The sequence below is a fragment of the Streptomyces javensis genome (genome assembly GCF_039525925.1).
In the GTDB taxonomy this organism is placed as follows: Bacteria; Actinomycetota; Actinomycetes; order Streptomycetales; family Streptomycetaceae; genus Streptomyces; species Streptomyces asiaticus.
In genome coordinates this window covers 1-6,214 of sequence record NZ_BAAAIF010000162.1, presented here as the reverse complement: position 1 = coordinate 6,214, position 6,214 = coordinate 1, and the positions used below count along the sequence as shown (strand labels likewise).

Annotated in this window: 6 protein-coding genes and 1 pseudogene; 2 read left to right on the top strand and 5 right to left on the bottom strand. The window is 65.7% G+C overall.

Annotation, left to right across the window (positions count from 1 at the left end; genetic code table 11):
• Positions 1-319: 319 nt before the first annotated feature.
• Positions 320-481 (bottom strand): annotated as a pseudogene (locus ABD329_RS47070) (transposase); the annotation flags it as partial.
• A 109-nt stretch (positions 482-590) separates the two neighbouring features.
• Here ABD329_RS47070 and ABD329_RS47065 point away from each other — a divergent pair.
• Positions 591-860 (top strand): hypothetical protein, encoded by a 270-nt coding sequence (locus tag ABD329_RS47065; RefSeq protein WP_198279900.1) that lies wholly within the window; start codon positions 591-593, stop codon positions 858-860.
• Between the two features lie 189 nt (positions 861-1,049).
• On the opposite strand, the gene ABD329_RS47060 is transcribed toward ABD329_RS47065, so the two are convergent.
• Positions 1,050-2,090 carry a dihydrouridine synthase gene (locus ABD329_RS47060; RefSeq protein ID WP_344318168.1) on the bottom strand — a complete coding sequence of 347 codons (1,041 nt, stop codon included), beginning with the start codon at positions 2,088-2,090 and terminating at the stop codon, positions 1,050-1,052.
• 1,027 nt (positions 2,091-3,117) lie between these two features.
• On the opposite strand from ABD329_RS47060, the gene ABD329_RS47055 reads away from it, so the two are divergent.
• A complete protein-coding gene (locus ABD329_RS47055; RefSeq protein ID WP_344318167.1) occupies positions 3,118-3,600 on the top strand; it encodes a hypothetical protein in 483 nt (160 codons plus the stop codon).
• 193 nt (positions 3,601-3,793) lie between these two features.
• On the opposite strand, the gene ABD329_RS47050 is transcribed toward ABD329_RS47055, so the two are convergent.
• The 3 genes from ABD329_RS47050 to ABD329_RS47040 form a co-directional block, all read right to left on the bottom strand.
• Positions 3,794-4,789, bottom strand: a complete 996-nt coding sequence (locus ABD329_RS47050; RefSeq protein ID WP_344318166.1) for a helix-turn-helix domain-containing protein — start codon at positions 4,787-4,789, stop codon at positions 3,794-3,796.
• A 254-nt stretch (positions 4,790-5,043) separates the two neighbouring features.
• The gene (locus ABD329_RS47045; protein ID WP_344318164.1) at positions 5,044-5,550 is read right to left on the bottom strand and encodes a hypothetical protein; all 507 of its coding nucleotides are present in this window, start codon (positions 5,548-5,550) and stop codon (positions 5,044-5,046) included.
• A gap of 108 nt (positions 5,551-5,658) precedes the next feature.
• Positions 5,659-5,952: a hypothetical protein gene (locus tag ABD329_RS47040; RefSeq protein ID WP_344318163.1), complete on the bottom strand. Its 294-nt coding sequence runs from the start codon at positions 5,950-5,952 to the stop codon at positions 5,659-5,661.
• Between the last annotated feature and the right edge of the window lie 262 nt (positions 5,953-6,214).

Below are 6,214 nucleotides of genomic sequence, written 5' to 3'. Positions count from 1 at the left end.
CACCCGACGGACGGCGCGACCTCGGACGCCCTGCTTCGGCTGGGCTCCTCCGCGCTGCCGTCCGGCCATCCGGGCCCGGGACCCATGGAGCGCACGGAGTAAGACGGGAATCGGCGATCCCCACCACAGGCGAGGAACCGCCTACTGGCAGACGAGGTGCCCCCTCCAACCGCAGCGGACGAGTCCGGCCGCATGCCCTGTCGGCGGGCCAACTCAAGCGCTGAAGGGCCAACTGAAGCGCTCGGTCACAGTAGTCCTTGTGGCGCGGCTCCCAGGCGTAACCGCAAGCAACAGCGACCGCCGCCTCATAGTGGTGAATCCGCCCCTGATAGAGGATCGCGTTCACGATCTCCCGCATCTCGTAGGCGCCCTGATGGCCACTGACCGAACGGTGCCGGTCCTTCCATGCGGTGATCACCGGCTCGATCAACGACCACCGCTCCTCCGATAAGTCACTCGGATACGGGTTGCGTTCACTCACCCCACCACCCCAACAGACCGCAGGCGGCGGACCTGCAGATTCCGCCCACACCCACACCCTCAGGCGACAAAAGAACCACTCAAAGAGTCACGAACCGCCATCTGACCGGTTGGAGCGTGTCCTGGTCTGGCTCGTCCTCGATCACGATGCGCTTTTCGACGAGTTGGGGGAGCCATCTATGGGGATGTCTGAGGCCGACGTGCTGGCGGCCTTGGCGCCGGTAGAGGTCGAGTTCGCGACGACAACGGCCCTTCGACGCGTTGTCAGGAAGGAGATCGGACTTACCCGCGCGGTCGAAGGTCTGGCCCCGCCGGACCAGATCCACACTCTCGCAATCTGCACCGCGGTCATGCTGTTGGAGGTACACGGCCGCTCTTGAGCCTTGGAGCGGCTTGATGGAAAGCCTGCGGAGTATGCCCGGAAGGGTTACCTCAGGCCCTACACGATCATCTGAGGGCACCAGCGGACATCGCCGCCGTCCGCCGCCAGCTGCGCCAGATGGACGAGGAGCAGCGGGAGGAGGGCCTCGAACCTGGGAGCAGGTTCGAGGCCCTCCTCTATCCAGCCGTTACGCGGTGGGGGCGGCTGTGCTCGAACGTGTGACGGTGTGGACGGTGAGCGCGCGGCGGTGGTGGGCGATCACGGACCTGGGGCCGATCAGGAGGCTGTCCGGGGTGAAGTGCGGCTGGGTGAGGTGGCGCGAGGGCGGGAGGTAGTTCCAGTGCACAGCGGGGTGGGCGGAGCGGGCGTAGTGGTGGAGGTCGCCGTAGGGGAGCCAGGTGGCTGCGGCGAGGCGGGCCAGGAGGCGGTTGTGGGGGTAGAGCCGCAGGCACCGGCCGGATTCCACCCAGGTCGGGGAGCCGGTGCGGGGTTCGGGGGCGAACCAGGTGTGTTCGACCAGGAGGCTGAGCCAGGCCAGCTGCGGATACAGCAGGAGCCGCGGGACGAGGACGCCGCACATGAGGGCGGGCCATCCGCCGGTGAGGTAGGCGGTACCCAGGACGAGGCCGATGGCGGCCGTGCGGTGCCATGAGCCGGAGTGCCGGAGGCGGGCGGCGATCCCGGTGGTGGTGCTGCGGATGCCGCGCCAGGTGAGCGGATACACCAGGGCGCGAGCGAACCGGGCCCGGCTGGCGCCGGGGCGCAGTCCCGCCTGGTGGAGCTCGGCGAGGTTAGGGTCGACTCCGGGGCGGGCGGCGTTGGGGTGGTGTTCGCGCACGTGCAGCCGCCGCCGCTCGCCGACGGGGATGAGGCCGAGCGGGTGATGGACGAAGACCTCGGCGAGCAGCTGATTGGCCCGGCGGGTGCGGGCCAGCACGCCGTGCACGGCGAAGTGGCTGATCTCCTGCAAATGCCGGAACTGCACCGCCACACCGGCGGCCGCTGCGGCAGCGGCGAGGAGGCCGTGCCCGGCCAGGAGCCACCATCCGGCGATCTGCACCCACTGGCCGATTAAGAGGAGCGTGGGTGTCCAGGTCGTCGCCCGGCGCCGCTGTAGAGCGATGAGCGCGGCGGCACTGGCGCTGGAGGGCCGGCCGCGGGCGAAGTGGATGCGGTCGGCTTCGCGCAGCGCGATACCGAGGGCGATGAGGAATAGGGACAGCGGCATGGTGAGTGACCCCGGTGGGACAGGGGGTGGGGCCCGCTCCCACCCGGTGATCACGCCCGTACATCTAGTGGCTAGCTCTGCTGTAGGGGTGCGCTCCTTGGTTCCCGGGCTGCTTGCCGACGGGCGCCGCGCCCCTTGTTACGCCATGCCCGACGCCGGAAAGGCGGCACTCAAGATTCGCGCCGCCCGGTCAACTGCGCCTGGTCTATCCGGGGGGTAGCGGGACCAGTCGATGCCGACTCGTCCGGGTGTCCGGTTTCTGGCGGGCCGTGCTCAATCGGACGGTGGCCAACGCGGCCGGCATCTACTTCGTGGGAGTACTCGTCTACGCGCCCGTCTTCCCCAGCCACCCGTCGCTGTTTGTGTCTGTTGTCGTGACGCTCGGGGGTGCCATGCTCGCGAAATGCTGTAGATGCGTAGTCAATCAACTGTGCACGAAGAGTCATGGACTTGCGGCCAATAGAGCTGGCACTCTCCTGAGGACGCTCGAAGGAACGAGGAACCTTGACTGGGCTGATGGGGCGAGGGCTGGCAGGTAACTGGTGTGGCGATCGACACGCCTGGCCTGGTCCTCTTTTCTTCGCCCGCCCTTGCGGCAGGCCATATATTCGTTTACTCCACTGACGATGCTCCTGGGGCCGCGCGAACTTATATTCCGAATCAACAGCCACCGATGAAGGGCACGTCGTCTGCGATGCGCAAGGCAATGGATATCGGGCCACAGTCGAACTCACAGGGGGATCGAACGGCTACTACCACCTGGGCGACGCCGGGCCAGACTCAAAGTGCAAGTGGGCTCCGGACGGCTGGGGTTACCCGAATGCACCAATGTCACGCTCAAGGTGTTCCTGAAGGACAGATACAACGCATCTCGCAAGTTCTGTAAGCCTGACGCAGGTGAGGCACGGAAGTGAAGCGATCTCGGCAGCCGTAGCGCCGGGAGCGGCATATCGTAAATCGTCACGTTCGGCATCGCTGTCTGGTGCGACGGAACTGGGGTGACGCATGGAAGAATCGGAGGGCGAATATGAAGCAGGCATCGAAAATCACCAAGCTCCCCCGGCGGAAGCAAATAGGCGTCGGGCTTGTGACGTCCGCAGCCACCGTGATGCTCAGCATCACGGCTACGTCGACCGCGCACGCTGAGGACGGCCCCCATTTCACAATGAACACCAATGATGATAATCCGGGGGGAAAGGTTTCCTTCTGGCCCAAAGGTGACATCGTGTGGCTGAACGATACCCAGGCTGACGGCAAGGGCGTCGAGCTGGATATTTGGGATGTCACCGACGATCCAGACACATACGGGTACGGATTAACCAACGTGCTTGGAAATGGCACCCGGACCGGCCTGGCAGACTACATATGGAACATGCCCGAGGGGCATTGCTTCCGCTTCAGGATCAGGCTGCTAAACGGCGACGGCCCGGAGGTAGTCCCAGGGTCCACGGATAACGCCCAGTGGATGAACAAGGACGGCTCCGCCGAGGAGTGTCCAGGGGTTAGCTGAGAAACGGGGCGTGGGAACGCCCGGGCCGGGGGACCGTCGGCGGTGCCCCGGCCCCGTCTCATACCTCCCAGTGCGCGACAGACGGTAGTGCAAGAAGACGCCGGATCAGTGAGCCGTCGCCCGAACCCCTACGTGGAAGATCCATCCCGTGAGGGACTGCTTGGAGGGATCAGTTTCGACGATAGCCAAGGTTTCATCGACCTCTGATCCCGTGGTCGTTGCGGAGTACTGCCTGCTGCCGGTAGTCCTTGGGTGGAATGCCGTACACGGAGCGGAACATGCGACTGAAGGGTGCATAGCTGGTGAATCCGCAGCGAACTGCTATTTGGTAAATGGACAGACCTTGAAGCAAGGGGTCCGCAAGGTCATGGCAGACACGCTCCAAGCGCTGACGGCGTATCCAGCCAGCGACAGTGATGCCCTCCTCGTGGAACAGGCGGTGCAGGTAGCTTACGGAGATCTGGTGCGCGGCGGCGATGGTGGACGGGGTTAGTTGTGAATCACGCAGGTTCCGCTGGATGAACGCCCGGATACTCTGCGTAAGGGCACGTCGTTTTGTCTCGGGTGGGAGGGGGGCGTCGGCATCGCTGGCGCTGGCGAAGAGAGCCGAGACCAGATCGGCCACGACCAGCTCAAGCCGTGGACCGTCAGAGAATGCGTACTGGGAGACGTCGGAAGCAGCCAGTTGCGTGGCGAAGCCCGTGAGGAGGGCACCGATCCCTTCGCGTCCCGACATGGGGCGCTGGATCACCCGGTTGGTCTGGGCGCGGGGCAGCGAAACCAACGCTTTGGGTATCTCAATTCCGACGACGACGGACCGGTGCGGGGCACTTCGGATCTTGAAGGGTCGGGAAGAGTCCAGGGAGATCAGTTCCCATGGGCGGCATGCGGTGACCTGGTCCCGGTGGTGAAAACTGTGGATCGTGCCATCCAGGGGCAGGAGGAGGCGAAAGCTCTCCGGGTCCGCCTGCGCGATCAGCTTCTCGGTCCTTTGGAAAATCAGCGAATCGAAAGACGACAGCACCACGTGGGCAGCGCCAAGGCGCAGGAGGCGCTGCTCCATCCAGAAGGCGTCGGTGTGATCGCTGGACAGCTCTACGGGCAGGCTTGTCCGCGCGAGGTGCTCGCGCCAGTAGCCAAACCGGTCTACAGGAGGCACGGCCTCGCTCCGCAACACCGTCTCGAACATGCTCCCCCTTAAGGCCATCGCGAACAGTCAGCTGACCGTTCACCATCCTGGTCCAGTACCTCACCAGGAAGCGATAACAAGCACGAGAAAGAACCTGCCACGGGCGGTCGCCGCTGGCTACGACATGCTTTTGGCCACCCTGACGGGTGTGCATTGCTTCGATTCATTGCGGTGCCGACGAGTGCGGGTACGCGAAGCGGCCCCCGCCGCGAGGGGCGCGAGCCGCTCCATGGACGCCCTGCCGTGCCCAGGTTCTACAGCGCGTCGACCGTCTGCCGGACCCGGTCGGTGTCCCAGGTGTCGCCGTCCGGCATGGGCCGCACGGTGGCCTCGTAGCGCTGGAGGAGCCGGGGAGCGGCGTCGGCGCCATGGCCCCAGACAGACTCGAACCGGCCGATCCAGCGCTCGGCGCCCTTGAAATACACGCTGGAGCGGCCCTTGGTGTAGTCGACGTCGCCCTGCTCTTCCTCCACCAGAACGGCGGCGGCCGCGATGATGATGACGTCCACCGCCTGGTCAGCGCGCAGCCGGTCCCGGACGGCCAGGCCGCAGGTGACCCCAAGCTTGCGATGGTGGGTGATGAGCTTCAACAGCTCGCGGGCGTACTCCTCACGGGCCAGGTCGTCCGCAAAGCTGATGAAGAGCTGGTCGATGGTGCCACCGGCGGAGATCAGACGGCGGTTGGCGGTCAGATATTCGCGGCGTCGGGTGAGCAGGGAGGGGTTGGTAGTCAGGTCCGCCGCCAGGATTCGCTTCGGCACAGATTGGGAGTCGATGAGCGTGTTGACCAGCAGGACGGACAGGCGCGGGACTTCGCTGGCGTAGACGCGCAGGTGCCCATCCGCGATCTCGCCGTAGTCGGAGATCAGCTACTGCTCCAGCTGGGAGCGGACCAGGTCGTAGTAGTGCGCATCGTCCATGGCTTTGAGGTTAGTCGCGCGGCGCAGGGTGATGAATGCTTTGCGCAGCCATAGGTGATTGGCCGTCATGACGATCACGAAGACGGTCTCGGCGATCAGTAGGCCGTTTTTCAGGCTGGTGCGGGCGCTGACCCAGGCGATGACCGGGATGACGATTCCCGCCAGGCCGATGAGCGCGTTGAGTATGGGCGACGCCAGCGTGTCGGCGACCCGGGTCGCCGGATCACGGCGCGGTGTGGGCATGGCGGGTTCCCCTCCCCTTCGACGGCCAGAGGCTGCAAAACGTTGATGGTGCGCGGGTGTTCGCGCCGCGGTGCTGGATCCGCGGTGGGGCTGCGACGGCGCCGCCGCTCCCTGCTCCGGCGCCATGGGCCGAGCCCGTCGGCGGCGGGCGGGCACGCGGAAGGTGGCGTTCGGCGGCTGTATGCACAAGGTCAGGTAACGGGCGGGACCGGGATGTCGTAGGCGATGTCCCAGCGGTCCGCGGGGATGAGGAGGTCGGCGG

Coding starts and splice junctions, on each gene's coding strand:
- ABD329_RS47050 (WP_344318166.1), bottom strand. CDS start 4,789: ATGTTCGAGACGGTGTTGCGGAGCGAGGCCGTGCCTCCTGTAGACCGG.
- ABD329_RS47055 (WP_344318167.1), top strand. CDS start 3,118: ATGAAGCAGGCATCGAAAATCACCAAGCTCCCCCGGCGGAAGCAAATA.
- ABD329_RS47040 (WP_344318163.1), bottom strand. CDS start 5,952: ATGCCCACACCGCGCCGTGATCCGGCGACCCGGGTCGCCGACACGCTG.
- ABD329_RS47060 (WP_344318168.1), bottom strand. CDS start 2,090: ATGCCGCTGTCCCTATTCCTCATCGCCCTCGGTATCGCGCTGCGCGAA.